This window comes from Sphingobium jiangsuense (genome assembly GCF_014196495.1).
Lineage (GTDB): Bacteria > Pseudomonadota > Alphaproteobacteria > Sphingomonadales > Sphingomonadaceae > Sphingobium > Sphingobium jiangsuense.
In genome coordinates this window covers 62,799-86,898 of sequence record NZ_JACIDT010000003.1, presented here as the reverse complement: position 1 = coordinate 86,898, position 24,100 = coordinate 62,799, and the positions used below count along the sequence as shown (strand labels likewise).

Sequence of the window (24,100 nt, the reverse complement as noted above, 5' to 3'; positions counted from 1 at the left end):
GGTCGATATTCAGTTCAGGTGGAGTCGAAAATCGTGATTTTCGAGCATCGGAGCGCAGCGGACTTGAAGGTCCGTGAGCACCGAAGCACAGAAAAGCGCGATTTGTAGGCCCGCATGGGCTGAATATCGACCGATCCTATATCTCGACCTGACTGCCCAACTCCACCACGCGGTTCGTCGGCAGGCGGAAGAATTCCATCGCGCTTTCCGCGTTGCGCAGCATCCACGCGAATATCTTCTCGCGCCACACCGCCATGCCGGGGTGGGACGAGGGCAGCAACGTCTGGCGCGCGAGGAAGAAGCTGGTGTCCATCATCTTGAAGCTCTGCCCGCAATCGTGGACACGCTTGAGCGCGGCGGGCACGTCCGGCTCCTGCATGAAGCCATAGTCAAGCCGCAGGCGGAAGAAGCCGCGCCCCAGATCCTCCAGCTTGTAGCGCTCCTCGTCGGGCACCACCGGCACGTCGGAAATCTTCACGGTCAGCAGCACCACCCGCTCATGCAGCACCTTGTTGTGCTTCAAATTGTGGAGCAGCGCATGCGGCACGCCGTCGGCGGTGGAGGTCATGAACACCGCCGTCCCCGGCACGCGCACCGCGCTGTTGGCGGCGCTGGCGACGAAGATCGGGATCGGCATCGCCGATTCGCGCAGTCGCTCGACCATCAGCTTGCGCCCGCGCGACCAGGTGGTCAGCAGCGTGAAGATGACGAAGCCGATGAACAGCGGCACCCAGCCGCCATCGGGCACCTTGGTCAGGTTGGCCGCGAAATAGGCGCCGTCGATGATGTAGAAGACGCTGAGGAACGCCACCGCGCCCGCCCAATGCCATTTCCACAGGCGCAGCAGCACGACCGTCAACAGCACATTGTCGATGAACATCGCGCCGGTCACCGCGATGCCGTAGGCCGCCGTCAGGTTGGACGAGGTGCGGAAGCTCAGCACCAGCAGGATCACCGCGACCAGCAGGCCCCAGTTGACCAGCGGGATATAGATCTGCCCAACCGTCGACGCGCTGGTGTGCGCGATCCGCAGGCGCGGCATGAAGCCGAGCTGGATCGCCTGCTGCGTCACCGAGAAGGCGCCGGTGATCACCGCCTGGCTGGCGATGACCGCCGCCGCCGTCGCAAGGCCGATCAGCGGCAGCTGGAACCAGTTGGGCGCGAGGTTGTAGAACGGGCTTTCCAGCGCCGCATAGCCTTCCCGCTCCAGCAGCGCGCCCTGCCCCATATAGTTGAGCATCAGCGCGGGCAGCACGAAGCACAGCCACGACACGCGGATCGGGTTGCGGCCGAAATGCCCCATATCGGCATAGAGCGCCTCCGCCCCCGTCACCGCCAGCACGACGGAGCCCAGCGCCAGAAAGGCCGCCAGCGGCGTGTCGATGAAGAAGCGCACCGCCCAATAGGGATTGAGCGCGAACAATATGTCGGGCGTCTTGACGATGCTGAGCAGGCCCAGCGTCGCGATGGTGAAGAAATAGGTCAGCATGATCGGCCCGAACAGCGCGCCGACCTTGCTGGTGCCGCCGCGCTGGATGCTGAACAGCCCGACGAGCAGCGCCACCGCCGCGGGCAGGATGATCGGCTGGAACCCCGGATTGTAGACGGCGAGGCCCTCCACCGCCGACAGCACCGACACCGCCGGGGTGATCATCGAATCGCCGTAGAAGAGCGAGGTCGCGAACACGCCGAGCAGGACGATGCCGGAGGTCCATTTCTTGCCGTCGCTCTGGCTGTTGATCAGCGCGAGCAGCGCGAGGCTGCCGCCCTCTCCCTTGTTGTCGGCCCGCATGATGATGGCGACATATTTCAGCGTCACCACCAGCATCATCGACCAGAACATCAGGCTGATGACGCCCAATATGTGCAGCCGGTCCAGCGTCAGCGGATGATGGCCGGCGAAGGTTTCGCGAAAGGCGTAGAGCGGGCTGGTGCCGATATCGCCGAACACGATGCCGATGGCGCCCGCCACCAGCTTGAGAAGCTTGTCCTTCTGCCCGTGATGCGCGTGGCCGGCCGGGGCCTGCGCGGCCGAGGATGCGGATAAGTCGCCGTCCCCCGTTCTGCTTGTGTCATCAGCCATGGGCAAATGTCTTCGCTTCCTAACGGGCGACCAATCGACGCCGGTTAGCACAGCCCCTGATGCGGCGCAACACGGCCCAGGTCGTCATTGACCGAGCGTCGCCTGCCGTTCGATCAGCTGGTCGAGCCGGGCAATGTCCTGCCGCAGCTGGGCGTGGAGCGGCGCCTTTTCCGGCATGCGGGCGAGCAGGTCCGCCCAGACCTTGCGCGCCGCCGTGAACTGGCCGGAGGACGCCAGCGCCAGCCCGTAGAAGAACGGCCCGGTCGATGCCTGGGGCGCGACCCGCATCGCCTGCCTGTAGCTATAGTCGGCGGCGGGCGAGAGCAGGCCGTCGCCATGGGTCAGCAGCGCATTGCCCATGCCGACCCACAAGGTCGCGTCGTCCGGCGTGGATTTGAGGGCCGCGCCCAGCACATTGGCGGCTTCCTTCGTCTTGCCCTGCCGCGCAAGGCCGTCGGAAAGGGTCAGCCACTGGCCGGTCGGTCCATAGGCGCCGCCGAAGCTGTTGCGCAGCTTCGCCAGATCCTCGTCGAAGCGCGGGGCGGTGGAGGCGGCGTTGCGCGGCTCGCCCCTGAGGCCGGGGCGGCCCTGCCACGCATAGCCCGCCAGACCGAAGAGCAGCGCGGCGCCGACCAGCCCCCACAGGCCGCGCGGCAGGCGGGCCAGCAGCACCAGTCCGGCCACTACGAGGATCAGCAGCAGCGCGATGAACGCCCAGCTCATTGCCCGGCCCCCTCTTTTCCGTTCCGGCCCCTGCGCCCGTTCCGCCGCCCGCGCCGCCTTATGCGCGTCGCGGCCAGCGCCGCGCCGCCGATCAGCATCAGCAGCGGCACGCCCCAGAGCGGCCAGAGGATCGGGTCGGAGGTCGGCTCATAGCTGATCCAGTCGCCATAGCGCTCGATCAGCCAGCGGCGGATATGTTCCGGCTTTTCCCCGCGCGCGATGCGCTCGCGGATTTCGGAGCGCAGGTCGCCCGCCATGCTGGCGTCGCTGTCGGCGATCGACTGGCTCTGGCAGGTGAGGCAGCGGATCGTGACCATCAGGTCGTGCGCCTGCTTCTCCTGCGCCGGGTCGTCGAGCTGGCGATAGGCATAGGGCGCGGGCGGCAGCGCGCTCTGGGCCAACGCGCTCTGGGCCAGCGCGGGCTGGGCGAGCAAGGCGGCGAGCAGGAGCAGTAGCGCCCTCATTGCGCGGCCTTCCATTTCGCGATCAGGCCCGGCACGTCGTCGGCGCGGATATCGCCGATATGCTGGTGGAGGATGCGCCCCTGCCCGTCGATCAGGAAGGTTTCCGGCACGCCCGAAGAGCCGAGCGCGATCTGCACCTGCGACCGCGCGTCGAGGCCGATATGGCGATAGGGATTGCCCCAGCGCTTGAGGAACGCGTCGACATCCTCGCGCGCGTCGCGGATCGCGATACCGTCGATCGGCACACCCGCCGCGGCAAGCGCCTCCAGCTGCGGCGCCTCGGCGGCGCAGGGCACGCACCAGCTGGCGAAGATGTTGAGCAGGCGCGGCCTGCCCCTGGCGAATTCGCTGCTGGCGAGCGGCGGGCGGTCGCTCGCGGCCTGCGGCAGCGTGAATTCGGGCAGCGGCTTGCCGACCATCTTCGAGACGATCAAGCCGTCATCGGGCTGGCGCAGGCGGCCGATGAACATCAGCGCCAGCGCCGCGAACAGCACGAGAGGCAACCAGAGCAGCCAGCGTTTCATGCCCATTCCTCCCCGGTCCCCCGCGCGGCAGAGCCCTTGCGCAGCCGCAGCATCCAGCCGCGCCGTTCCCGCCCGATCAGCGTCAGCACGCCGCCCAGCGCGATCATCAGCCCGCCCAGCCAGATCAGTGTGACGAACGGCTTCCACCAGATGCGCATCTGCCAGCGGCCGTCCTCCAGCTGCTCACCCAGCACGACGTAAAGCTGCCCGTTCCAGCGCGTCAGGATCGCCGATTCGGTGGTCGTGGTCGGCGGGCTGGTGAAGAAGCGGCTTTGCGGATGCAGCACCGCCTTCGCCCCGCCCCGGCTGACGGAGACATCCGCCTGCATCGCGATCCAGTTATCCCCAGCGAGCGGCGCGACGCGGTCGAAATGCAGCGTCCATCCGGCGCTTTCCACCCGGTCGCCCGGCGCCATCGCGATCAGCTTCTCGGTGGTGAAGGCGCTGTCCGACGCCATGCCCGCGATCGAAACGGCGCAGCCCAGATGCGCGATCACCATGCCGTAGACGAACAGCGGCGTGCGGCGCAGGTTGCGCTTGAACAGGGGAATGACGCTGCCCAGTGCCACGCCGACGGCGATGACGAGGCCGAAGAAGGAGAGCAGGCTCAGCCGCCCGTGCGCCAGCACGCCCAGCACCGCGCCCGCGCCCAGCATCGCGAGCAGCGGCCAGATCAGCCGCCCGCCGACCACGCCGGCCCTGTCGCGCCGCCAGCGGGTGAGCGGCCCGGCCACCATCGCCAGCATCAGCGCCAGCGCCAGCGGCCCGGCGATGCGGTCGAAATAGGGCGGGCCGACCGACACCTTGTGCCCGAACGCCTCGGTCATCAGCGGATAGAGCGTGCCGATCAGCACCACGCCGAGGATGACGGTCAGCAGCAGGTTGTTGACGACGAGCAGCGCCTCGCGGCTCACCAGTTCGAACTGCGCGCCCTCGCGCACCGTGCCGACGCGCAGCGCGAACAGCGCCAGCGCGCCGCCGATATAGATCGCCAGCAGCGCGAGGATGAAGCTGCCCCGCTCCGGGTCGACGGCGAACGCATGGACGCTGGTGAGGATGCCGGAGCGCACGAGGAAGGTGCCGACCATCGACATGGAGAAGGCGACCACCGCCAGCATCACCGTCCATGCCCGCAGCGCGTCGCGCGTCGCCAGCACGGTGACGCTGTGCAGCAGCGCGGTGGCGGCGAGCCACGGCATCAGCGAGGCGTTCTCGACCGGATCCCAGAACCACCAGCCGCCCCAGCCCAGCTCATAATAAGCCCAATAGCTGCCCGCCGTGATGCCGATGGTCAGCAGCACCCATGCCGCCAGCACCCAGGGCCGCATCGCGCGGGCGAACAGCGCGTCGACCCGGCGCGTCACCAGCGCGCCGACCGCGAAGGAGAAGGCGACCGACAGGCCGACATAGCCGAAATAGAGCGTCGGCGGATGGAAGGCGAGGCCGGGATCCTGCAACAGCGGATTGAGGCCCTGCCCGTCGCGCGGCGCGGGGTCGAGCCGCGCGAACGGGTTGGAGGAGAAGAGCAGGAACGCATAGAAGCCGAGGCTGATCGCCGCCTGCGCGCCCAGCGTCGCCATATGGGTATCGCGCCGCAGCGCCCGCTCGAACAGCGCCACCGCCGCGCCCGCCGCGCCCATCACCGTCACCCAGAGCAGCATCGAGCCTTCATGATTGCCCCAGGCGCCCGCGAACTTGTAGAGCCACGGCTTGGCGCTGTGGCTGTTGAGCGCCACCAGCGCGACCGACATGTCGGAGCGCCAGAACAGCGCGACGAGGCAGAGGAAGGCGAGCAGCACCAGCACACCCTGCGCGATCGCGACCGGGCGCACGCCGGACAGCAGCTCCGCCTTGCCCTGCGCCAGACCCAGTACGGAGAACAGCAGTTGCAGCGCCGCAAGCGCCGCCGCCATCCACAGCGCGGCCAGACCCAGCTCCGCGATCATTGCGCCTTCATCTCGTGGCTGGTCGCGTTGTAGGTCATGCCCTCCAGCTCGCGCGGCATATAGCGTTCGTCATGCTTGGCGAGCAGGTTGGTGGCGATGAAGGTGCCGTTGCGGTCGAACGACCCTTCGGCGACCACGCCCGATCCTTCGCGGAACAGGTCCGGCGCGATGCCGGTGAAGCGGGCGGGGACGACCGCCTTGCCGTCGGTCACGTCGAAGGCGATGGTGACGCCATCGGCCTGCTTCTTCAGGCTGCCGCCGACGACCATGCCGCCCAGCCGGATCGCCTTGCCCGGCTCCACGCCCTTCACCTTCGCGTCTTCGGGCGTATAGAAATAGGCCGCCTCGTCCTTCAGCGCCGAGGCGGCGAGCAGCCCCGCACCGATCACCGCGACCAGCGCGATGAGGGCGAGGACCAGCCGCTGATGCTTCTTTTTCATGGCCATGGGGTGTCTCGCCTGCCTTACCGCTCGCGCCGCAGCGCGTCGGCGAGGGCTTCCGCCTTGCGCATCGCGCGCCAGCTCGCCACGCTCAGCCCAAGCGTGCCGAGCGCCGTCAGCCCATAGGCGGCGATGATATATGGCCAGTGATTCACGCAACCCGTCCTTCGCGCGCGCCTTCGCCCCCGCTTTCACCCATGCCTTCGCTCAGCCCTTCACGGGCCATGCGGGCAAGGCGCGCCTCTATCTTGTTCTCCGCCAGTATGGCACGCATCCGCATAAGTACAATAGCGCCGAACCACAGCGAGAAGCCCAGCACCGTCAGCCCCAGCGGCCAGAGGATCGCCATGTCGATGGTCGATCCGCGCACGGTGATGCTCGGCCCCTGATGCAGGCTGTTCCACCACACGACCGAGCGGTTGATGATCGGCAGGTTGATCGCGCCGACCAGCGCGAAGATGGCGGTGACGCGGCTCACCCCGCCATTGTCGCCGATGCCGCGCCCGTCGGCGGCGCTGGCGCGGGCGAGCGCGATATAGCCGAAATAAAGGAACAGCAGCACCAGCATCGACGTCATCCGCCCGTCCCATTCCCACCAGGTGCCCCATGTCGGGCGGCCCCAGATGGAGCCGGTGACGAGGCAGATCGCGGTGAAGAGCGCGCCCGGCACCGCGATCGCGCGGCCCGCGACACCGGCGAGCGGATGGCGCCACACCATCTGCACCAGCGCGGCGACCGCGATGCCCGTCCACCCGCCCATGCCCAGCCAGGCGGCGGGCACATGGATATAGAGGATGCGCACCGATTCGCCCTGGAGATAGTCGGCGGGGGTCAGCAGCAACCCGCACAGCGCGCCCGCCACCAGCAGCGCCAGGCCGCCCCAGAACAGCCAGGGCGTCAGCGGGCGCGCAATGCGCAGGAAACGGGCCGGATTGGCGAAAGCGTGCATGGGCGCCCTCATAGCCGGGTTGCGGAACGCTGACTAGCTTCCCCGTGCGGGACTTATTGTCCGAACCGTGATATAATTGCACCAGCGCGATCGCCGGCTTTTTCCGGTTTTTCCGCCTTATTCCGGAGCGGCGGGCCTATCTGCCTGACTTAAAACGCTCTGGGGGGCGACAAACGGGAACAATGCCCCTATATGCGCTCCATCAAGCCGCCTCGAACGGCATTACAGAGTCGCAGTGGACCGACAGGACATGCTCACCACCCATCCTTTTGATGACGACAAGCTGCGCGAGGAGTGCGGCATTTTCGGCGTTTCCGGCGCCTCCACCGCCTCGGCGATGGCAGCGCTCGGCCTGCACGCCCTCCAGCATCGCGGGCAGGAGGCCGCCGGCATCACCAGCTGGGACGGCCGCGCCTTCCACACCCATCGCGCGATGGGCCATGTCGCGGGCAATTTCGACAATGACGAGGTGATCCGCGCGCTGCCCGGCGAAGTCGCCTGCGGCCATGTCCGCTATTCGACCACCGGCGAAACCTCGCTGCGCAACGTCCAGCCGCTCTACGCCGATCTGGCGTCGGGCGGCTTTGCCGTCGCGCACAACGGCAACATCTCCAACGCGATGAAGCTGCGCCGCGAACTGGTGCGCCGCGGGTCGATCTTCCAGTCGACCAGCGACACCGAGGTCATCATCCATCTGGTCGCGACCTCCAACTACCGCACGCTGCTCGACCGCTTCATCGACGCGCTGAAGCAGGTGGAGGGCGCCTATTCCCTCATCTGCATGACGCCCGAAGGCATGATCGCCTGCCGCGATCCGCTCGGCATCCGACCGCTGGTGATGGGGCGGCTGGGCGACGCGGTGCTGTTCGCCTCCGAAACCGTCGCGTTCGACGTGGTCGGCGCGGAGTTCGTCCGTTCGGTCGATCCGGGCGAACTGATCGTCGTGCCCCATGGCGCGGGCGCCGACGAGATCCGCACCCATCGCCCGTTCGGCGAGGTGTCGGCCCGCCCCTGCATCTTCGAGCATGTCTATTTCTCCCGCCCCGATTCGATCGTCGACGGCAGCAGCGTCTATTCGGTGCGCAAGGAAATCGGCGCGCAGCTGGCGCTCGAAAACCCGGTCGACGCCGATTATGTGATCCCGGTGCCGGATTCGGGCGTGCCCGCCGCGATCGGCTATGCGCAACAATCGGGCATCCCGTTCGAGCTGGGCATCATCCGCTCCCACTATATCGGCCGCACCTTCATCCAGCCGGGCGACAAGGTCCGCCATCTCGGCGTCAAGCTGAAGCACAACGCCAACCGCGCGCTGATAGACGGCAAGCGCATCGTCCTGATCGACGATTCCATTGTGCGCGGCACCACCAGCCTCAAGATCGTGCAGATGATGCGCGAGGCGGGCGCGAAGGAAGTGCATATGCGCATCGCCAGCCCGCCGACCCGGCACAGCTGCTTCTACGGCGTCGACACGCCCGAACGCGCCAAGCTGCTCGCGCACAAGCTCAACATTCCCGGCATGCGCGACTTCATCCAGGCCGACAGCCTCGCCTTCCTCTCGATCGACGGCCTGTACAAGGCGCTGGGCGAGGCGAAGCGCGCCGACATCCGCCCGCAATATTGCGATGCCTGCTTCACCGGCGACTATCCCACCTCGCTCACCGATCAGGATGAGGCCGAGGTGCGCGATCAGCTCGAACTGCTGTCCGAACGGGTCGTCTGAAGCAGATGGCGGGGGCAGACAGGGAAAAGCCGCTTGCGGGCAAGCTGGCGCTCGTCACCGGCGCGAGCCGGGGCATCGGCGCGGAAACCGCGGTCGCGCTGGGCGCGGCTGGCGCGCATGTGCTGGTGGTCGCGCGCACGGCGGGCGGGCTGGAGGCGGTCGAGGAACGCATCCATGAGGCAGGCGGCTCCGCCACCATCGCACCGCTCGACCTGATCGACGGGGAGAGCATCGGCCGGCTGGCGACGGCGGTGGCCGAACGCTGGGGCCGGCTCGACCTGCTCGTGCTGAACGCGGCGTCGCTGGGCAGCCTTGCCTCCGTTCCCGCGATCGACACCAAGGAATTCGCCCGCACGCTGACCCTCAACGTCAGCGCGCAACAGGCGCTGATCGCCGCCTTCGACCCGCTGTTGCGGGCGAGCGAGCGGGCCCGCGTCATCGCGCTGACCAGCAGCGTCGCCCGCCATCCGCGCCCCTATTGGGGCGGCTATGCGGCGACCAAGGCGGCGCTGGAGGCGCTGGTGCTGGCCTATGGCGAGGAGGTGAGGAACATCTCCGCGATCCGCACCCATATCGTCGACCCCGGCGCGACCCGCACCGCGATGCGCGCCAAGGCCTTCCCCGGCGAGGATCCGGCGAGCCTCAAGGGGCCGGAAGCGGTGGCGCAGGCGATCCTCAATCTGGTGCGGGGCGACGCGCCGGACGGCCATTTCCTGCGGGTCGAGGGGTAAGGGCGCAAGCCTGCCGCCGCATCGGACATAAAAGCGCGCGCCTGCCTTGAGGGCAGGCATCCGGCGGGATAAGGATGGCATCATGATCGTCCGTCGCACCGCCGCGCTGCTGCTCGCCTTCTGCCTCGCCCTGCCCGGCTCCATCCTGCCCGCCCATGCGCGGGCGGAGGGGGAGCTTGCCGCCGGCCGCGAGCTGACGGCCGATTTCCGGCAGGGCCGCTACGAACGGATCTGGGACCGGATGACCGAAGAGATGCACGCCGCGCTGGGCTCCGCCGCGATGCTCGGCGAGGTCGCCAAATATGTCGAAGCCCGGTTCGGCACGGAAAAGACGGTCGTCTCCGAAGAGGTGCGGGACTATCTCGGCTATCATTATTATTCGCGCGTGTCGGACTATGACAAGGCCCCGCGCCCGATCGTCACCCAATGGACGATCGACCGCGCCGGGAAGATAGCGGGCTTCTTCATCCGCCCGCGCCAGGAGGCCGCCGCGTCCGCCTTCCTCGATTATGAGAACAAGGCCGAACTGCGCCTGCCCTTCGACGGCGAATGGTACGTCACCTGGGGCGGCCGCACGCCGGAGGACAATTATCACGCCGTCGATAAGGGCCAGCGCTTCGCCTATGATTTCCTGATCGCCCACGACGATAGCAGTCATGGGGCCAGCCAGGGCGGCAAGGGCGCCGCGCCGGAGGATTATTATTGCTGGGACCGGCCGATCCTCGCCGCCGCGCCGGGCACCGTGGTCCGCGTGGTGGACGGCCTGCCGGACAATCCGATCGGCACGATGGATGCGAAAAACCCCGGCGGCAATCATGTGGTGGTCGACCTCGGCCATTCCGAATATGCGTTCTTCGCGCATCTCCGGCAGGGCAGCGTCGCGGTGCGGGAGGGCGAGAGCGTCGCCGCCGGGCAGGAGCTCGGCCGCTGCGGCAACAGCGGCAACAGCTCGGAGCCGCATCTGCACTTCCACCTGCAAACCACGCCGGACCTCGGCACCGGCGAGGGGCTGCCCGCCGCCTTCCGCCATTACACCGCCGACGGCAAGCCGGTGGCGAAGGGCGAGCCGCTGCGCGGGCAGATTGTCGCGCCGCAACGCGATTGAGCGCGCGGCGCTATCGCTCCTTCACCAGCGTCACCTGCGCGACATCGATGCCGCCCCCGGCAAAGCCGCCCTCGCAATACATCAGATAATAGCGCCACAGCCGCACGAAATGCGCGTCGAAGGCGGCGGGCAGGCGACCTTCCTCCACCGCCGCGTCGAAGCGCTCGCGCCACAGCCGCAGCGTCGTCGCATAATGCAGGCCGAAGCCGCGCCGGTCGCGCCAGCCGAGGCCCGCCTGCTCCGCCAGCGCGCGGAAGCGGCTTTCCGACAGCAGCATGCCGCCGGGGAAGATATAGGTCTGGATGAAATCGGCGTTCGCCGCATAGCTTTCGAACAGCGCGTCGTCGATACTGATATATTGCACCACCGCCCGGCCGCCGGGTTTCAGCAGCCGGTGGATCGCGGCGAGATAGGCGGGCCAATAGCCCTGCCCGACCGCCTCGACCATCTCTATGCTGGCGATCGCGTCATAGGCCCCCTGCGCATCGCGATAATCGGTGAGGTGGATCGCCGCGCGGTCGGCGGGCAGGCGGGCGCGCGCCCACTCCGCCTGCTCGCGCGAGAGGGTGAGGCCGTCATAGCGGATCGCCGCCCGCTCCAGCGCGCGCGCCGCGAGGCTGCCCCAGCCGCAGCCTATCTCCAGCAGCCGGTCGCCGTCCTTCAGGTCCAGCCGGTCGAGCGCGGCGTCGATCTTCGCGGTCTGGGCGGCGGCAAGGCCCTCGCGCGGGTTCGCCGGGTCGGCGAACAGCGCGCTCGAATAGGTCATCCCCTCGTCCAGCCAGAGCGCGTAGAAATCGTTGCCGAGGTCATAATGGAAGGCGATGTTGTCGCGCGCGCGATGGCGGCTGTTGGCGCGCAGCGCGTGCAGCACGCGGGCCAGCCAGCGCGCCGGGCCCCGCGCCCGCCCGACCGAGCCGAGCGCCCGCCCGTTGTGCATGAACAGCGCGAAGAGCGGCACCGGATCGGGGCTGTCCCACTCCCCGGCCTCCCACGCGCGATACCAGCCGACCGATCCGGCCGACGCCAGCCGCGCCAGCGCGTTCCAGCTCCGCAGCCGCACCTCGCAGGCCGGGCCGTCGGCGCGACCGCCCAATATGCGGAAGCTGCCGTCGGGCAGCCATGCCTCCAGCCGCCCCTCGTCCAGCCCCCGGTCGATGCGGTCGAGCAGCCGATGCCCCAGCGGCGCGAAGGCGCGCGTCCAGAGCGGCGACCCGCCGTCCGGCAGCATCCGGGCCGCCTTCACCATATGCCGGCCGCGCGGGGAATCGGAAACGTTCATGATCGCCGAGACTGCCCCAGCCGCCCTGCCCCGATCAAGCCTCGATCGATGCGGACACAGGGCCGGGGTGAATCAAAACCGGACTGTCACTCGCCCGGCGCGAGTGCGCGGATGCGCAGCGCATGGACGCGCTCGGCCAGCAATTCCTTCAGCGCCTCGTTGACCATGCGCTGCCGCTCGACGCGGCTGCGGTCGACGAAGGCGGTCGAAACCAGCTCCACCGTGAAATGGCTTTCGCCCGATCCGTCATGCCCGGCGTGGCCCGCATGCTGATCGCTGTCGTTGATGACGAGCAGATGCGACGGGTTGAGGGCCAGACGCAGCCGACTTTCGATTTCCGTTGCCACGGGGCCTTTTGCTTGCGTGTCCATAGCCCCTATATAAGCCTTTTCACGTCAAGAGGACATCCAATAATTGGCTTCCGGCCCGAACGACCAGCGCACACGCCAGACCCGTTTCCATGGACGGGTCGCCGGGGACGCGCGCGCCTGCGCCGCCCCCGGCTGCGACCAGCCGGGCGAGTTCCGCGCGCCGCCGCTCGACGGGTCCGCGCCTGCCGACCGGCCGCCGCAGTGGCGCTGGCTCTGCCTCGACCATGTGCGGGAATTCAACGCGGGCTATAATTTCTTCTCCGGCATGAGCGAGGAAGAGATTTTCGAGGCGCAGCGCCCCCATGCCGGGTGGGAGCGGGAAACCCGCGCCTTTTCCTCCAACGCCGCCGCGCCGGGGCCGCGCTGGGCCGATTTCGCCGACCCGCTCGACGCGATCGGCGCGGGCTTCCGCCAGAAGATGCGCGAGGCGCGCGAGGCGCGGGCGATGCGGCAGGATGGACGCCCGCTGTCCGACATGGACCGCAAGGCGCTGCGCACGCTCGACCTGCCCGTCGATGCCGACCGCAGGGCGCTGCGCAACGCCTATAGCGCGCTGGTCCGGCGCTATCATCCGGACCATAATGGCGGCGATCGCGCCCATGAAAAGGCGTTGCAGGAAGTGATCGCGGCCTATACGCACTTGCGAAAGGCTCCGGCATTTGCCTGAGTCCCTTTGGACAAGCCCCTTTTTCCACGCCCATAGTTTCAAGGCCAGAAAGATCATGACCGACATTCCGAACGCCAACCCCGACATGCGCAGCGAAACGCTGATGGACACGCCGGACCGGGAGGTGAGCGTGCGCGATGTGTTCGGCATCGATATCGATATGACCGTGCCCGGCTTTTCCGAAGCGGACGAGCGCGTGCCGGATCTCGATCCCGCCTATGTGTTCGACCCGGACACCACGCTCGCCATCCTCGCGGGCTTCGCCTTCAACCGCCGGGTGATGGTGCAGGGCTATCACGGCACCGGCAAGTCCAGCCATATCGAGCAGGTCGCCGCGCGGCTGAACTGGCCCTGCGTGCGCATCAACCTCGACGCGCATATCAGCCGCATCGATCTGGTCGGCCGCGACGCCATCGTGCTGAAGGACGGCGTGCAGGTGACGGAATTCCGCGAGGGTCTGCTGCCGTGGGCGATGCAGCATCCCGTCGCGCTGGTGTTCGACGAATATGACGCGGGCCGCCCGGACGTGATGTTCGTGATCCAGCGCGTGCTGGAATCGGACGGCAAGATGACCCTGCTCGACCAGAACCGGGTGATCCGCCCCAATCCGTGGTTCCGCCTGTTCGCCACCTCCAACACCGTGGGCCTGGGCGACACCACCGGGCTGTATCACGGCACGCAGCAGATCAACCAGGGCCAGATGGACCGCTGGAACCTCGTCGTCACCCTCAACTATCTGCCCGCCGAGACGGAGGCGCAGATCGTGCTCGCCAAGTCGGGCGAATACGACCATGAGGGCGGCCGCAAGGAAGTGCAGAACATGATCAAGGTCGCCGAACTGACCCGTCAGGGCTTCATCAACGGCGATATCTCCACCGTCATGTCGCCGCGCACCGTGATCAGCTGGGCGCAGAACGCGCTGATCTTCAAGGATGTCGGCTTCGCCTTCCGCCTCTCCTTCCTCAACAAGTGCGACGAGGCGGAGCGGCCGCTGGTCGCCGAATATTATCAGCGCGTGTTCGGCAAGGACCTGCCCGAAAGCGTCGTCGGCCGGGCCAACTGAGCATGATCGTCGTCGAACGCATCGCGCCCGATGGCACCACCCATCGCATCACCATCGGCCATCATGAACTGATCTCCGACATGGCCGCGCCCGACGGCGCGGATGAAGGGCCGGACCCGCACGACCTCTACGACGCGGCGCTCGGCGCGTGCAAGGCGATGACGATGCTGTGGTACGCGAAACGCAACGGCATCCCGCTCGAAGGCATCCGCGTCGGCGTCAGCCGCGACGCCAGCGGGGAGCGGCAGGGCGTCTATCGCCTGACCACCCGCGTCGCCATCGACGGCCCGCTGAGCGAGGAGCAGCGCGGGAAGCTGGAAACCGTCGCGGGCAAATGCCCGATCCACCGGCTGATGGCCGATGCCCGCACCGAAATCGAAACCATCCTCGTTCCCGAGGGGCGGTCCTGCGATCTGGCGTAGATGAGCGAACGGTCTCCCCTCGACAGCTTCAAGTCCGTCCTGTCCGGCGCCGCCCGCGCGATCTCGCGCGACATGGAGGTGGATGTCGCCTTCACGGCCGACACGCCGCACATGCTGGGCAAGACGATCAAGGTGCCGACGCCCGGCCGCGCGCTGCCCGCCGATCAGGTCGCGCTGGCGCGGGGCTTTGCCGACGCCAATGCGCTGAAGATGCGCCATCACAACGCCGCGCTGCACGGCCGCGCCGCACCCGCCGAGGCGATGGCGCGCTCCGTCTATGATGCGGTCGAGCAGGCCCGCGTCGAGGCGATCGGCGCCCGCGCGATGGAGGGCGTGCGCGCCAATCTCGGCGCGGCGCTCGACCTGCGGCTGAAATCCGACGCCATCACCCGCGCGCGCTCGATGGAGGAAGTGCCGATGGCCACCGCCGTCGCGCTGATGGTGCGCGAGCGGCTGACCGGGCAGACCCCGCCGGCCGTGGCGGAAAAGGGCATGGCGATGATCCGCGACTGGATCGAGGACAAGGCGGGCGGCGATCTCGACGCGCTCGCGCTCGCCATCGACGACCAGCGCGCCTATCAGCAGCTGACCACCAGCCTGCTGGAGCATTTGGCGCTGGTCGATGCGGACGAGCCTGCCGAACCGACCGACGAAAGCGGCGAGGACGAGGAGGATTCGGCCGAATCGCAGCAGGACGAAGGCGACAGCGGCGAGGAGCAGTCCGGCGACAGCGACGCCGAGGTCGAGACGCGCGGTCAGGAGATGGAAGGCCAGACCGACGAGAGCGAGGGCGAATATCGCGACGACACCGACTCGATGAGCGACGAGGGCGACGCGGACATGGGCGACGAGGGCATGATGCCCGTCCGCCCCAACCGCCCGATGGGCGACCTGCCGCCCGGCTTCGACTACAAGGCCTATACCACCGCCCATGACGAGATCATCGAGGCGACCGAGCTGTGCGACACCGACGAGTTGATCCGGCTGCGCGGCTTCCTCGACCAGCAGATGGCCAGCCTTCAGGGCGCGGTGACGAAGCTCGCCAACCGGCTGCAACGCCGGCTGATGGCGCAGCAGTCGCGCAGCTGGGATTTCGACCAGGAGGAAGGGCTGCTCGACGCCGCCCGCCTCGCCCGCATCGTCATCGACCCGACCCGCTCACTGTCCTACAAGATCGAGCGCGACACCGAATTCCGCGACACGGTGGTGACGCTGCTGATCGACAATTCGGGCTCGATGCGCGGGCGGCCGATCAGCATCGCGGCGATCAGCGCCGACATCATGGCGCGCACGCTGGAGCGCTGCGGCGTCAAGACGGAGATCCTCGGTTTCACCACCCGCGCGTGGAAGGGCGGGCAGAGCCGCGAGGACTGGCTCGCCGCCGGGCGTCCGCCGATGCCGGGGCGTTTGAACGACCTGCGCCACATCATCTACAAGAAGGCCGACGAGCCATGGCGCCGCGCGCGCAACTCGCTCGGCCTGATGATGCGCGAGGGGCTGCTCAAGGAGAATATCGACGGCGAGGCGCTGCTCTGGGCGCATAACCGCCTGATCGGGCGGGCCGAGGAACGGCGCATCCTGATGGTCATCTCCGACGGCGCGCCGGTCGACGATTCCACCCTGTCGGTGAACAGCGGCGTCTATCTGGAGCGGCATCTGCGGCAGGTGATCGAGTGGATCGAGACGCGCTCGCCGGTGCAACTGGTCGCGATCGGCATCGGCCATGACGTGACCCGCTATTATCGCCGCGCCGTCACCATCATGGACGCCGAGCAGCTGGGCGGCACGATGGTCGAGCAACTCGCCGGGCTGTTCGACGAGGATTGATGCCGGGGACGCCGATCCCCCTGTGGGCGGCGCTCGCCGCGGGGGCGATCCTCCTGCTGCTCGGCTGGCGCTGGGTGCGCAAACCGCGTGAGCGCGAGATTCGCCACCAGCGCCTGTGGATCATGCCGACGCTGCTGACCGCGATCATCCTGCCGCTGCTCTACCTGCAACCGCATCCGCCGTTCCGCCTGCGCGATTATGCGATCTTCGCGATCGCGCTGGCGCTGGGCGGCGCGACCGGCGCCATTCGCGCGCGGGCGACGACGCTGCGCTACGACCATGACACGCAGCGGCTGATGGGCGGCTTTTCCCTGTCCGCGCTGCTGCTGCTCCTGCCGGTGGGCATCGCCCGCTATGTCAGTCGCACCTGGCTCGGCATCGGGCCGGAGGCGGTGCATCATGGCGATGCGAAGGCGATCATCGGATCGCTGCTGTTCGTGGCCACCATGCTGATCGCGCATCGCGGGCTGCTCTATATCCGCGCCGTCCGGGCGCTCGACGCGGCGACAGGGGACGGCGCGCCACAGAAGGATTGACGCGCGCGCGCGCGCGACGCATGGGTCTGGCCATGAGTGATGCAACGCCCCTTCGCCTGTTCAACAGCCTGACCCGCGCCGTGGAGGAATTCCGCCCCGTCCATCCCGGCGAAGCGCGCGTCTATACCTGCGGGCCGACCGTCTACAACTATCCCCATATCGGCAATATGCGCGCCTATGTATTCGCCGACACGCTGGGCCGCGTGCTGTCGTTCAAGGGCTATGCGCTGCGCCATGTCATCAACATCACCGATGTCGGCCACCTGACCGACGACGCCGATGCGGGCGAGGACAAGATGGAGAAGATGGCGCGGCAGCAGGCCCAGTCGATCTGGGATGTCGCCCGCCATTATACGCAGGCCTATTGGGAGGATGTGAAGGCGCTCAACATCCGCCAGCCCTATCAATGGTCGATCGCCACCGATTATGTGCCGCAGATGATCGAATTCGCGAAAGGCATCGCGGACCGGCATTGCTATGAGCTGCCCTCCGGCCTCTATTTCGATACCTCGACCGTCGCCGATTATGGCCGCCTCGCCCGCGCCGCCACGGAGGAAGGCGAAGGCCGGATCGAGGCGGTCGAAGGCAAGCGGCATCAGGCCGATTTCGCGATCTGGCGCAAGACGCCGCCGGGCGAGACGCGGCAGATGGAATGGGACAGCCCCTGGGGCCGGGGCGCGCCGGGCTGGCATCTGGAATGCAGCGTGATGAGCCGCGAGCTGCTCGGCCTGCCCTTCGACATCCACACCGGCGGCATCGACCATCGCGAGATCCACCATCCCAATGAGATCGCGCAGAATCAGGCGATTACCGGCTGCGGCTCGCTCGACTGCGCGGAGCATTCGGGCGCGCGGCTGTGGATGCACAATAATTTTCTGATCGACCGGTCGGGCAAGATGTCGAAATCATCGGGCGAGTTCCTGCGCCTGCAACTGCTGATCGACAAGGGCTTCGCGCCGCTGTCCTACCGGCTGCTGTGCCTTCAGGCGCACTATCGCAGCGAACTGGAATTTTCGTGGGACAATCTCGCCGCCGCGCTGACGCGCCTCAAGCGCATGGTGATGGCGGTCGCGCCGCTTCGGGACGTGGCGTCGGCGGAGGAAGTGTCGCATCCCAAGCTGCTGCCGCTGCTGGAGAAATTCGACGCGGCGCTGAGCGACGATCTCAACACGCCTGTGGCGCTCACCCTGCTCGACGAGGCGATCGCGGCGAAGAAGGTTCCCGCCGAGCAGAAGCGCGCGCTGATCGAGCGGATGGACGCGGTGATCGGCCTCGGCCTGCTGGTGCTGACGCGCGAGGAACTGCGCATCCGCCCGAAGCGCGCCCTTGTCAGCGAGGAGGAAATCGACGCTGCCCTCGTCCGCCGTCAGGACGCCCGCGCCGCGAAGGACTTCGCCACATCGGACGCGATCCGCGACGAACTGGCGGGTAAGGGCGTGGAGGTGATGGACGGCGACCCGCTGCGCTGGGAATGGAAGCTGGATCTCGGTTGAGCGCTGTTGCTGCGGAATAACTGCTATGGGGTGGAGCGGCCATAGCTCCATAGTCATGCTGAACTTGTTTCAGCATCCATCAAGCCCCACACTCCTCCGCCCAATCCGGTGAAATGGACTCTGAAACGAGTTCAGGGTGACGATAAAGGCGAAGGTCAGCTTCGACCGCAACCGCCGTCGTTGCGCTTGGCCGATGGCCCCTTCCCCATGCCGGGGAAGAAACCACGCTGGACACCTCAAGGGGGCAATGACAGAATAAGACCGCCCGTTCCGCTCCCAGGGGAGTCCATCATGGTGCCGAAGCTTCTTCTTCTGTCCGTCGCCAGCCTCCCCGCCTTCGCCGCGACGGCGGCGGCCGCGCCCGATCTCATACCGATCCGGCAGGGCATCTATGTTCCGGCGGCTGCCGCCTGCAAGGGCGCTTCCCGCGCGACGATGGTCAATTATTGGGGCGGCGACAGCTCGATCGGCAACGGCATGGCGACCTGCACGATCAGGAAGATGATCGCGCGCAAGGGCAACAGCTACACCTTCACCGATATCTGCACCGACATCATCAGCGGCGACAAAATCGAAGGCGGGCCGATCACGCTGACGGTGCTGGGCCCGGCCGCGTTCCGGATGGAAACGGGCGGCGAGGCGACCGCCTATAAATATTGCGGGCCGACGCCCCAATAATCGATCCGCGCGAGTCGGCGCGGCCGCCGCCGCGTCGCCGCGCCACGGATTTTCCCCATCGTTACCGAATGATGCCGTTTTTTCCGCCCCACCCCAAACTCCTCCGGCTGCGGCAGGCGGGAGCCGGCAAGGCGGCGGCATCCCTCAAACCGCGCAAATCCGCCATTTCCGGGCATAGCCGCCAAAGGCCGCCATGCCCTCCCTCATGGCTCCACGGGCAGCCTCCTTCCGCGCCTTCTCGCCGGAACATATTCAATTCATTGCCGGATCTGGAAACCCCTTCTTAATCCGCGCAGGGCTAAGGCGGTTGCCGGGCAGTTAACCCTGAAGGGTCGAACGAGAACGCCGACAAGCGACAAGATCATGCAGAAGTCGAGGCAGATAATATCATGAGCAACCGTCAACGGGCCGGCCTTGCGGGCTGGCTCGAAAGCAAGTCCATCAACCAGCGGCTGACCATACAGGTCGTGGCCGCCATCGTGGCGAGCCTGTGCCTCGTGACCACCATCACGATCGGCTCCTTCGTCAGCCTTCAATACAGCAAGCGCAACGCCGCCCTTTCCGAACGGGCGTTGCAGGCGGCGCTGCTGGAAAAGGATTTCACCTCGCTCCAGCGCGACGTCTTCCGCCACGGGCTGCTGCGCACCGACGAAACGCGGCAGGGCTATGAAGGCAATATCGGCGACCTGAAGGAGTCGATCTCGCAAACCCGGAAGCTGCTCGATGCCGGCCATGCGGACCAGTTGGGACAGGTGGTGAACGGGTCGGACGCCTATATCGGCGTCGTCAACGGCGTGCTCGCCGGCGATGCGATGGACGCGGCGGGCGAGGCGAGGATCTCCGCCGCCGGGGATGAGGTCGACTCGGCGATCGAAAATCTGCGCAAGCCCGCGGTCGCGGAAGCCGCCGCAATGACCGAGCTGCAACAGCGCACGGTCCTCATCATCATGGCGCTGACCATCGCGATCGCGGCGGTCACCGGCATCGGCTCGCTGCTGCTCGCCAGCCGGGTGAAACGCGCGATCGGGCAGGAAATCGAATCGCTGTCCGATGCCATCGCCCGCATCGCGGACGGCGATCTGGGCGTGCACATCGATTATACCCATCGCGAGGATCAGCTCGGCGCGCTGGCGCGGGCGGCGGACAAACTGCGCGAAACCAGCCGCGCCAAGCAGCAGTCGGACCGCGAACTGGCCGACATGGCCGACAAGGTCAGCTCCAGCCTGCGCAGCATGGCGGAGGGCGACCTGACCGTGCGCCTGTCCGATCTCGGCGCCAACTATGTGCGCCTCCAGCAGGACTTCAACAGCGCCATCGCGCAGCTGCACGATACCATCGCCTCCGTTTCCGAAGCCGCGACCGACATCCGCAGCGGCGCGAAGGAAATCAGCCAGGCATCGGACGATCTCGCCTCCCGCACGGAACAGCATGCGGCCGAGCTGGCCCATGCCGCCGAGGCGGTGGACCAGATCACCGGCTCGCTGCACGAAACCGCCACCGTCGCGACGCAGGCGAACCAGGGCGTGCTCGAAGCCGTGGCCGAGGCCCGCAACGGCGGCGACGTCGTCGGCAAGGCGGTCCATGCGATGACCAACATCGAAAGAAGCTCCGCCGAAATCGGCCAGATCATCAACGTGATCGACGGCATCGCCTTCCAGACCAACCTGCTGGCGCTCAACGCCGGGGTCGAGGCCGCGCGCGCCGGGGACGCGGGCAAGGGCTTTGCGGTCGTCGCCAGCGAGGTGCGGGCGCTCGCCCAGCGCTCGGCGGAAGCGGCGAAGGACATCAAGGCACTCATCACCACCAGCTCGGCCGAGGTCGAGGAAGGCGCGCTGATGGTGCGTCAGGTGGGCGAGGCGCTGGAGCAGATCACCGATCGCATCCACGGCATCACCACCATGGTGACGCAGATCAGCAGCGCGGCCGCGGCGCAATCCGCCAAGCTCGCCGAGGTGAACGGCGCGATGGGCAAGATGGATCAGGTGACGCAGCAAAATGCCGCGATGGTCGAGGAAAGCACCGCCGCCGCCCGCAGCCTGTTGCAGGAAGCGGACGGGCTGACCGACCGGGTCGGCCGCTTCGTCTGTCAGAACGCGGCCCGGCCGCCCCGCGCCTCTGCCTCTGCCCCCACCTCCCTCGCCGCCCCGGCCAAGGCCCGACCGGCGCCGGGACCGATGCCGCTGACCAGCGGCAATCTCGCGCTGGCCGCCCCCGCCCCGCAGGACGAGGACGACTGGAGCGAATTCTGATCCGCATGGCATCCGCGCGGAAAGGCCTGTTTCGCCTTTCCGCGCGGTGAGGGTGAAGCCATCGGAAAAGAATATGCCCCGCGCCGGCAAATCGGCTAAGGGCCGCTTTCGACCAGACCAGAAAGACATAGATGACCAAGGTGCCGCTTTGGGCGGTGCTGGCCTGCATGGCCATGCCCGCCGCCGCGCGAGCCGATAACGGCAGCGCCCCCTATAGCCTCCAGACCCTGATCGGGTCGGACAGCTTCACGATCAAGGCGAGCGGGAAGATCCGCTACGAAAGCTTCGACAACAGTTTCCGCCCGACCGGCGCCCGATCCGCCGACCTGCTGACCCTGCGCACCACGGTGGAGGCCGAATATCGCGGCGACGGCTTCCGCATCGGCGGAGAGATTCGCGACACGCGCGGCTATTGGGCCGACCGCGACACGCCCGTCACCGCGAGCGAGATCAACGCGCTGGAGCCGATCCAGCTTTATGCGGGCCTCGACCTCGGCAGGCTGGCGGGCGGCGCCAAGGCGGAGCTGACCGTCGGGCGCTTCCTGATGAACCTCGGCTCGCGCCGCCTGATCGGCGCGACCCAGTTCCGCGCGACCGCCAACGGCTATACCGGCGCGCGGCTCGACTGGCAGGGGAAGGGCAAGCAGGCGCTGACCCTTTTCTACACCCTGCCGCAGCAGCGCGAGCCCGCCGACCTCGACTCCATTCTCGATAACCGGGTCGAATGGGATCATGAGGGTACCGATCTGCAATTCTGGGGCGGCATCCTCACCCTGCCCCGGCTGGTGGCCGGGCTGGACGCCGAAGCCTATGTCTATGGGCTGGACGAGGACGACCGGCCGGGCGTCGCCACGCGCAATCGCCATATCGTGACGACCGGCGGCCGCCTGTTCGCCAGGCCCGCCAGGGGGCGCACCGACGCGGAGCTGGAGGTCGCCTGGCAATCCGGCTCGATCCGCCGGTCGACGGCGGCCGACGCGGCGAAGCTGGATGTGTCCGCCTATCTGGTGCATGCCGAAATCGGTCACAGCTTCGCCGCCGACTGGCAGCCACGCCTCAGCCTTGCGGGCGATATCGCCAGCGGCGACCGGGCCGGGTCGAAAAGCTATAACCGCTTCGACGCGCTGTTCGGCACGCGGCGCTGGGAATATGGCCCGACCGGCATTTTCGGGCCGCTCCACCGCAACAACATCCGCTCGGTCGTCGCCCGTTTCGAGGCGCGGCCCGATGAGCGGCTGGATATGATGGCGGCGCTGCGCCATGTGTGGCTCGATTCCGCGACCGACAGCTTCGCCCGCACCGGCGTCGTCGATGCGACCGGCCGCAGTGGGCGCGACGCGGGCAATCAGGTCGAGGCGAGGCTGCGCGCCTGGCTACTGCCCAAGCAGGTGCAGCTGGACATCGGCGGCACGGTGCTGCTGAAGGGGCCGTTCCTGCGCCATGCCCCCAATGCGCCCGATACCGGCGATTCCCATTATGGCTATGCGGACCTGACTTTCTTCTTCTGATCCGTCCCGCGCGCCGTCGCCGCTATTCCGCCGCTTCGGCGGCGGTCGCGGCGGCATCGGCCTCCATCTCGGCGGCCTTGGCCTCGACCAGCCGGACGATATGGTCGATCATCTGCGCATCCTGCACATGATGGTCGGTGACGCCGGAGAGGTAGACCATATGCTTGCCGTTGCCGCCGCCGGTGATGCCGATATCGGTCTCGCGCGCCTCGCCCGGCCCGTTGACGACGCAGCCCAGCACCGAGAGCGAGAGCGGCGTGCGGATATGCTGGAGCCGTTCCTCCAATATCTGCACCGTCTTCACCACGTCGAAGCCCTGCCGCGCGCAACTGGGGCAGGAAACGACGCGCACCCCGCGCGTGCGCAGGCCGAGCGACTTCAATATCTCATAGCCGACGCGCACTTCCTCTTCCGGCTCGGCGGAAAGGGAGACGCGGATGGTGTCGCCGATCCCGGCCCAGAGCAGGTTGCCGATGCCGATCGCGCTCTTCACCGTGCCGCCGCGCAGGCCGCCCGCTTCGGTGATGCCGAGGTGCAGCGGGCAATCGACCGCTTCGGCCAGCCCCATATAGGCGGCGACGGCGAGGAACACGTCGCTGGCCTTCACCGCGACCTTATAGTCGTGGAAATCCTGATCCTGGAGCAGCTTGATATGGTCGAGCGCGCTTTCGATCAGCGCCTCCGGGCACGGCTCGCCATATTTTTCGAGCAGGTGCTTCTCCAGCGAACCGGCATTGACGCCGATGCGTATCGCGCAGCCATTGGCCTTGGCCGCGTCCACCACTTCCTTCACCCGCGCCGCGCTGCCGATATTGCCGGGGTTGATGCGCAGGCAGGCCGCGCCCGCATCGGCGGCTTCCAGCGCGCGCTTATAGTGGAAATGGATGTCGGCGATGATCGGCACCTGCGCCGCCCGCACGATCTCCCTGAGGGCGGCGGTCGATTCCTCGTCCGGGCAGGACACGCGGATGAGGTCCGCGCCCGCTTCCTCGCAGCGGCGGATCTGGTCGATCGTCGCCTTCGCGTCCGATGTCAGCGTGTTGGTCATCGTCTGCACGGTGATCGGCGCGTCGCCGCCCACCGGCACGGTCCCCACCATGATCTGGCGGCACCGGCGGCGGGCGATGTCGCGCCAGGGACGCAGGCCGGGATTATGATCGGACATGAACGGGGTGCTCCGGGTGACTCATGGGGCGCATATAGCGCTTTGCGCCGCCAGTTAGAAGGGCAAGGCGTCGGCATTACCTCTGGCGCCGGGAAGGAGTTTGTCATAGTTTCGTCCGCGCAGGCCCCTAAAAAGGGGGTAAAGAGGGAACGAGGCG

At 67.6% G+C, this 24,100-nt stretch carries 23 protein-coding genes; 12 read left to right on the top strand and 11 right to left on the bottom strand.

Annotated features, from left to right (window positions below):
- Nucleotides 1-136: 136 nt before the first annotated feature.
- From GGR43_RS05285 to ccmC, 8 genes are all read right to left on the bottom strand, one after another.
- Nucleotides 137-2,083 (bottom strand): potassium transporter Kup, encoded by a 1,947-nt coding sequence (locus tag GGR43_RS05285; protein ID WP_188070921.1) that lies wholly within the window; start codon nt 2,081-2,083, stop codon nt 137-139.
- 84 nt (nt 2,084-2,167) lie between these two features.
- On the bottom strand, nt 2,168-2,806 hold the full coding sequence (locus GGR43_RS05280; protein WP_188070920.1) for a tetratricopeptide repeat protein: 639 nt from the start codon (nt 2,804-2,806) through the stop codon (nt 2,168-2,170).
- On the bottom strand, nt 2,803-3,270 hold the full coding sequence (locus GGR43_RS05275) for a cytochrome c-type biogenesis protein (RefSeq protein ID WP_188070919.1): 468 nt from the start codon (nt 3,268-3,270) through the stop codon (nt 2,803-2,805). The genes GGR43_RS05280 and GGR43_RS05275 overlap by 4 nt, the downstream gene beginning before the upstream one ends.
- The gene (locus GGR43_RS05270; RefSeq protein WP_188070918.1) at nt 3,267-3,794 is read right to left on the bottom strand and encodes a DsbE family thiol:disulfide interchange protein; all 528 of its coding nucleotides are present in this window, start codon (nt 3,792-3,794) and stop codon (nt 3,267-3,269) included. Before GGR43_RS05270 ends, GGR43_RS05275 begins: the two co-directional genes overlap by 4 nt.
- On the bottom strand, nt 3,791-5,740 hold the full coding sequence (locus GGR43_RS05265) for a heme lyase CcmF/NrfE family subunit (RefSeq protein WP_188070917.1): 1,950 nt from the start codon (nt 5,738-5,740) through the stop codon (nt 3,791-3,793). Before GGR43_RS05265 ends, GGR43_RS05270 begins: the two co-directional genes overlap by 4 nt.
- On the bottom strand, nt 5,737-6,180 hold the full coding sequence (ccmE, locus tag GGR43_RS05260; protein WP_188071176.1) for a cytochrome c maturation protein CcmE: 444 nt from the start codon (nt 6,178-6,180) through the stop codon (nt 5,737-5,739). The genes GGR43_RS05265 and ccmE overlap by 4 nt, the downstream gene beginning before the upstream one ends.
- Before the next feature lie 23 nt (nt 6,181-6,203).
- On the bottom strand, nt 6,204-6,335 hold the full coding sequence (locus GGR43_RS05255) for a heme exporter protein CcmD (RefSeq protein ID WP_188070916.1): 132 nt from the start codon (nt 6,333-6,335) through the stop codon (nt 6,204-6,206).
- On the bottom strand, nt 6,332-7,129 hold the full coding sequence (gene ccmC, locus GGR43_RS05250) for a heme ABC transporter permease CcmC (protein ID WP_188070915.1): 798 nt from the start codon (nt 7,127-7,129) through the stop codon (nt 6,332-6,334). The genes GGR43_RS05255 and ccmC overlap by 4 nt, the downstream gene beginning before the upstream one ends.
- Nucleotides 7,130-7,379: 250 nt before the next feature.
- Between ccmC and purF the strand changes: the two genes are divergently transcribed.
- From purF to GGR43_RS05235, 3 genes are all read left to right on the top strand, one after another.
- The gene (purF, locus tag GGR43_RS05245) at nt 7,380-8,849 is read left to right on the top strand and encodes an amidophosphoribosyltransferase (RefSeq protein ID WP_188071175.1); all 1,470 of its coding nucleotides are present in this window, start codon (nt 7,380-7,382) and stop codon (nt 8,847-8,849) included.
- A gap of 5 nt (nt 8,850-8,854) precedes the next feature.
- Nucleotides 8,855-9,580 (top strand): SDR family NAD(P)-dependent oxidoreductase, encoded by a 726-nt coding sequence (locus tag GGR43_RS05240; RefSeq protein ID WP_188070914.1) that lies wholly within the window; start codon nt 8,855-8,857, stop codon nt 9,578-9,580.
- An 82-nt stretch (nt 9,581-9,662) separates the two neighbouring features.
- Nucleotides 9,663-10,685, top strand: coding sequence for a peptidoglycan DD-metalloendopeptidase family protein (locus GGR43_RS05235; RefSeq protein ID WP_188070913.1), 1,023 nt, complete (start codon nt 9,663-9,665; stop codon nt 10,683-10,685).
- Between the two features lie 10 nt (nt 10,686-10,695).
- On the opposite strand, the gene GGR43_RS05230 is transcribed toward GGR43_RS05235, so the two are convergent.
- Both GGR43_RS05230 and GGR43_RS05225 read right to left on the bottom strand, forming a co-directional pair.
- Nucleotides 10,696-11,964, bottom strand: coding sequence for a class I SAM-dependent methyltransferase (locus tag GGR43_RS05230; protein WP_188070912.1), 1,269 nt, complete (start codon nt 11,962-11,964; stop codon nt 10,696-10,698).
- An 86-nt stretch (nt 11,965-12,050) separates the two neighbouring features.
- The gene (locus tag GGR43_RS05225) at nt 12,051-12,335 is read right to left on the bottom strand and encodes a BolA family protein (protein WP_188070911.1); all 285 of its coding nucleotides are present in this window, start codon (nt 12,333-12,335) and stop codon (nt 12,051-12,053) included.
- A 43-nt stretch (nt 12,336-12,378) separates the two neighbouring features.
- Between GGR43_RS05225 and GGR43_RS05220 the strand changes: the two genes are divergently transcribed.
- The 9 genes from GGR43_RS05220 to GGR43_RS05180 all read left to right on the top strand — a co-directional run bounded on the left by GGR43_RS05220 (nt 12,379) and on the right by GGR43_RS05180 (nt 22,778).
- A complete protein-coding gene (locus tag GGR43_RS05220) occupies nt 12,379-13,002 on the top strand; it encodes a J domain-containing protein (RefSeq protein WP_188070910.1) in 624 nt (207 codons plus the stop codon).
- A gap of 55 nt (nt 13,003-13,057) precedes the next feature.
- The gene (gene cobS / locus GGR43_RS05215) at nt 13,058-14,065 is read left to right on the top strand and encodes a cobaltochelatase subunit CobS (protein WP_188070909.1); all 1,008 of its coding nucleotides are present in this window, start codon (nt 13,058-13,060) and stop codon (nt 14,063-14,065) included.
- A gap of 2 nt (nt 14,066-14,067) precedes the next feature.
- Nucleotides 14,068-14,487: an OsmC family protein gene (locus tag GGR43_RS05210; protein ID WP_188070908.1), complete on the top strand. Its 420-nt coding sequence runs from the start codon at nt 14,068-14,070 to the stop codon at nt 14,485-14,487.
- Nucleotides 14,488-16,314 carry a cobaltochelatase subunit CobT gene (gene cobT, locus GGR43_RS05205; protein ID WP_188070907.1) on the top strand — a complete coding sequence of 609 codons (1,827 nt, stop codon included), beginning with the start codon at nt 14,488-14,490 and terminating at the stop codon, nt 16,312-16,314.
- Complete coding sequence (locus tag GGR43_RS05200) at nt 16,314-16,850, top strand: hypothetical protein (protein ID WP_188070906.1); 537 nt, start codon at nt 16,314-16,316, stop codon at nt 16,848-16,850. Before cobT ends, GGR43_RS05200 begins: the two co-directional genes overlap by 1 nt.
- A gap of 32 nt (nt 16,851-16,882) precedes the next feature.
- Nucleotides 16,883-18,343, top strand: coding sequence for a cysteine--tRNA ligase (gene cysS / locus GGR43_RS05195; RefSeq protein ID WP_188070905.1), 1,461 nt, complete (start codon nt 16,883-16,885; stop codon nt 18,341-18,343).
- 291 nt (nt 18,344-18,634) lie between these two features.
- Nucleotides 18,635-19,021 (top strand): hypothetical protein, encoded by a 387-nt coding sequence (locus GGR43_RS05190; protein WP_188070904.1) that lies wholly within the window; start codon nt 18,635-18,637, stop codon nt 19,019-19,021.
- A gap of 389 nt (nt 19,022-19,410) precedes the next feature.
- A complete protein-coding gene (locus tag GGR43_RS05185) occupies nt 19,411-21,270 on the top strand; it encodes a methyl-accepting chemotaxis protein (protein WP_188070903.1) in 1,860 nt (619 codons plus the stop codon).
- Nucleotides 21,271-21,401: 131 nt separating this feature from the next.
- The gene (locus GGR43_RS05180; RefSeq protein WP_188070902.1) at nt 21,402-22,778 is read left to right on the top strand and encodes an alginate export family protein; all 1,377 of its coding nucleotides are present in this window, start codon (nt 21,402-21,404) and stop codon (nt 22,776-22,778) included.
- 22 nt (nt 22,779-22,800) lie between these two features.
- Here GGR43_RS05180 and ispG read toward each other — a convergent pair whose 3' ends face one another.
- Nucleotides 22,801-23,943, bottom strand: a complete 1,143-nt coding sequence (gene ispG, locus GGR43_RS05175; RefSeq protein WP_188070901.1) for a flavodoxin-dependent (E)-4-hydroxy-3-methylbut-2-enyl-diphosphate synthase — start codon at nt 23,941-23,943, stop codon at nt 22,801-22,803.
- Between the last annotated feature and the right edge of the window lie 157 nt (nt 23,944-24,100).

Bases quoted from the DNA above. Each gene is read 5' to 3' on its own strand.
- GGR43_RS05230 (WP_188070912.1), bottom strand. From the start codon at position 11,964: ATGAACGTTTCCGATTCCCCGCGCGGCCGGCATATGGTGAAGGCGGCC.
- ccmC (WP_188070915.1), bottom strand. From the start codon at position 7,129: ATGCACGCTTTCGCCAATCCGGCCCGTTTCCTGCGCATTGCGCGCCCG.
- GGR43_RS05270 (WP_188070918.1), bottom strand. From the start codon at position 3,794: ATGAAACGCTGGCTGCTCTGGTTGCCTCTCGTGCTGTTCGCGGCGCTG.
- cobS (WP_188070909.1), top strand. From the start codon at position 13,058: ATGACCGACATTCCGAACGCCAACCCCGACATGCGCAGCGAAACGCTG.
- cysS (WP_188070905.1), top strand. From the start codon at position 16,883: ATGAGTGATGCAACGCCCCTTCGCCTGTTCAACAGCCTGACCCGCGCC.
- GGR43_RS05200 (WP_188070906.1), top strand. From the start codon at position 16,314: ATGCCGGGGACGCCGATCCCCCTGTGGGCGGCGCTCGCCGCGGGGGCG.
- GGR43_RS05225 (WP_188070911.1), bottom strand. From the start codon at position 12,335: ATGGACACGCAAGCAAAAGGCCCCGTGGCAACGGAAATCGAAAGTCGG.
- GGR43_RS05280 (WP_188070920.1), bottom strand. From the start codon at position 2,806: ATGAGCTGGGCGTTCATCGCGCTGCTGCTGATCCTCGTAGTGGCCGGA.
- GGR43_RS05265 (WP_188070917.1), bottom strand. From the start codon at position 5,740: ATGATCGCGGAGCTGGGTCTGGCCGCGCTGTGGATGGCGGCGGCGCTT.
- GGR43_RS05185 (WP_188070903.1), top strand. From the start codon at position 19,411: ATGAGCAACCGTCAACGGGCCGGCCTTGCGGGCTGGCTCGAAAGCAAG.
- ispG (WP_188070901.1), bottom strand. From the start codon at position 23,943: ATGTCCGATCATAATCCCGGCCTGCGTCCCTGGCGCGACATCGCCCGC.
- GGR43_RS05235 (WP_188070913.1), top strand. From the start codon at position 9,663: ATGATCGTCCGTCGCACCGCCGCGCTGCTGCTCGCCTTCTGCCTCGCC.
- GGR43_RS05210 (WP_188070908.1), top strand. From the start codon at position 14,068: ATGATCGTCGTCGAACGCATCGCGCCCGATGGCACCACCCATCGCATC.
- GGR43_RS05190 (WP_188070904.1), top strand. From the start codon at position 18,635: ATGGTGCCGAAGCTTCTTCTTCTGTCCGTCGCCAGCCTCCCCGCCTTC.
- GGR43_RS05240 (WP_188070914.1), top strand. From the start codon at position 8,855: ATGGCGGGGGCAGACAGGGAAAAGCCGCTTGCGGGCAAGCTGGCGCTC.
- cobT (WP_188070907.1), top strand. From the start codon at position 14,488: ATGAGCGAACGGTCTCCCCTCGACAGCTTCAAGTCCGTCCTGTCCGGC.
- GGR43_RS05285 (WP_188070921.1), bottom strand. From the start codon at position 2,083: ATGGCTGATGACACAAGCAGAACGGGGGACGGCGACTTATCCGCATCC.
- GGR43_RS05275 (WP_188070919.1), bottom strand. From the start codon at position 3,270: ATGAGGGCGCTACTGCTCCTGCTCGCCGCCTTGCTCGCCCAGCCCGCG.
- ccmE (WP_188071176.1), bottom strand. From the start codon at position 6,180: ATGAAAAAGAAGCATCAGCGGCTGGTCCTCGCCCTCATCGCGCTGGTC.
- purF (WP_188071175.1), top strand. From the start codon at position 7,380: ATGCTCACCACCCATCCTTTTGATGACGACAAGCTGCGCGAGGAGTGC.
- GGR43_RS05180 (WP_188070902.1), top strand. From the start codon at position 21,402: ATGACCAAGGTGCCGCTTTGGGCGGTGCTGGCCTGCATGGCCATGCCC.